General features: G+C 74.8%; 2 protein-coding genes. Both read right to left on the bottom strand.

Going from position 1 to position 1,989, the window contains the following annotated elements:
* Positions 1-249 precede the first annotated feature (249 nt).
* On the bottom strand, positions 250-1,212 hold the full coding sequence (locus tag VR45_RS39870) for a hypothetical protein (RefSeq protein WP_045944865.1): 963 nt from the start codon (positions 1,210-1,212) through the stop codon (positions 250-252).
* Between the two features lie 62 nt (positions 1,213-1,274).
* On the bottom strand, positions 1,275-1,989 hold a 715-nt coding region (locus VR45_RS43155; RefSeq protein ID WP_199926100.1), incomplete at its 5' end, for an RICIN domain-containing protein.

Below are 1,989 nucleotides of genomic sequence, written 5' to 3'. Positions count from 1 at the left end.
GGAATTGTCAGACAACCCCTAGGGTGCCGTTCTTCGCCATGACGTCCAGCACCTCGCCGGGGCCGCCGCGAACACCCCGGCGAAGGCCGATCCGGCGGTGCCGGGGTTGCCGTTCAGCACGACCGTGCCCCGGCGCGCGGGTTCGAGCAGGTCGGCGAACGACGCGGGCCGGGGGCCGGGCCCGGTTCGCGTCGCAACCGATCGCCAGGTAGCCCCCGCAGCTGTTGCACCAACGGCCGGCCCGGCGGCTCAGCCGGCCGTCGAGCGCGCCGCGCTTCGCCCTCGGCCGCCGCGGCGACGCCTGGCCAGCAGCACGGCGGACCCGCCGGCCGTGACGGCCAGGGCTGCGGCGAGGAGGATCCACGGCAGGTCGAGGAAGCCGGCGGAGCCGGTGGCGCCGATGCCGCTCGCGGTCACTGTGACCGCCACCTCGCCCCAGCCCGAGGGCGCCCCCTCCCAGCTCTCGGTCACCTGCACTTTCTCGCCCGGGAGCAGCTCGGTCGGCAGGTTCGTCAGGTGCCTCGTCGCGGGCCCGCCGACCCAGAATCCCCCGACGCGCAGGGAGGCCCGGGGGTCGAGCGTCACGTTCCCGGTGTTGTGCAGGGTGAAGGTGACGGCGGTGCTGCTGTCGCCCGTCCCCGGGACGGCCGGATTCCTCGTCGTGAGGCGCAGGCGCTCGACCGCGAGGGCCGGGTGCCGCGCGCCTTCGACCCGCAGGTGGATCCGGGCCCCGACCGCGCGCCGGACACCGATGAAGGAACCGGCTCCCGGCCGGACCCGTTCGTCGACCGCCACGAGGGCGCCGACGTGGTCGCCGGGCGGGGCGTCACCGGGGACCGTCAGGGTGAAGGCGACCGTGACGGACGCGTGGGCGGGGACGGTCACGACGTCCTGCTCGGGCCTTCCCCAGGTGCCGACGTCGCGCGGGGTCTCCTCACGGCCGCGTACCGCCAGCCCTCCGTCGCGGGGCGTGTTGTACGCGTCGGCGACGTGGAGGCGCAGGGTCAGCGGCTCGCCCGTGCTGTTGGTGACGACGGCGCGGTCGGCGAAGGTCGTGCCGGGGCGCGCGGAGAGCTGGAAGGCCGTGCGCGGAGTGATCGCGGAGTCGGCCGGCTCGACCGACCATTCGCCGTTGTCCGCGGCCCGGGCCTGGAGGGGGAGGAACGCCGTCAGGACGACGAGGAGGAGGGTGGCAACGGTGGCTCTGCGCATGGCTCGCCGGCTTTCCTGGATCCCGGGTGCCGGACGCGCGACGTCCGGCACCCGGGGCACGATCAGAGGAGGGTGAGGGTCAGCGTTCCGGTGTAGTCGCCGACGGGGGCGAACTCGGGGACGTCCAGCGAGACCGTGGCACCGGCGGTGAACTCCCCACCGGTCAGGGCTCCGTCGGGCGCGGAGGCCAGGGTCGCGCCGTCCGTGCCGACGGTTCCGGCGCTGCCGGTCAGGCAGGTGCTCGGGCTCTTCGCCTTGGTGGAGCAGGTCGGGGTCCAGCTCAGCCGGGCCGCCTCGATCCTGCCGCGCGGGCCGGTGAAGTCGGTGACCTTGCCGGTGAGCGACCAGCCGGCCTCACCGCCGCGGAAGTCCTTGACGGTCGCCGGGTTCAGGGTGCCGGTCGACGCCCCGCCGGTCCCGAAGGCGACCGGGGGGAGCCGGACGGCGTCGGTCGCGGCGGTCATGGTGAGGGCGCCGGCCTTGACCGAGGTGCTGATCGGCTGGCCCACCTTGTCCGGGGTGCCACCACCGGACGGGTCGGTCGGACCCGTCGGGTCGGTGGGGCCGGTCGGGTCGGTCGGTGCGCCGACCCGGGTGACCTTCCACGCCTGGCCGGCACCGGTACCGCACTCGGTCTGGACCAGGCGGGCGCCCACCCGGTTCGATCCGTCCTCGGTGGAGAGGCACTTGTTGCTGTGCTTGGCGACGATGCGGACGTAGCCGTCGCCGAGGTCCTCGAACCGCCAGCGCTGGTTCTCCCCCCAGCCGCAGTCGTAC

Source organism: Streptomyces sp. NRRL S-495, assembly GCF_000966955.1.
In the GTDB taxonomy this organism is placed as follows: Bacteria; Actinomycetota; Actinomycetes; order Streptomycetales; family Streptomycetaceae; genus Kitasatospora; species Kitasatospora purpeofusca.
Note: the sequence above shows the minus strand (reverse complement) of the source record. Positions and strands in the feature narration are given on the sequence as shown.

Coding starts and splice junctions, on each gene's coding strand:
- VR45_RS39870 (WP_045944865.1), bottom strand. CDS start 1,212: ATGCGCAGAGCCACCGTTGCCACCCTCCTCCTCGTCGTCCTGACGGCG.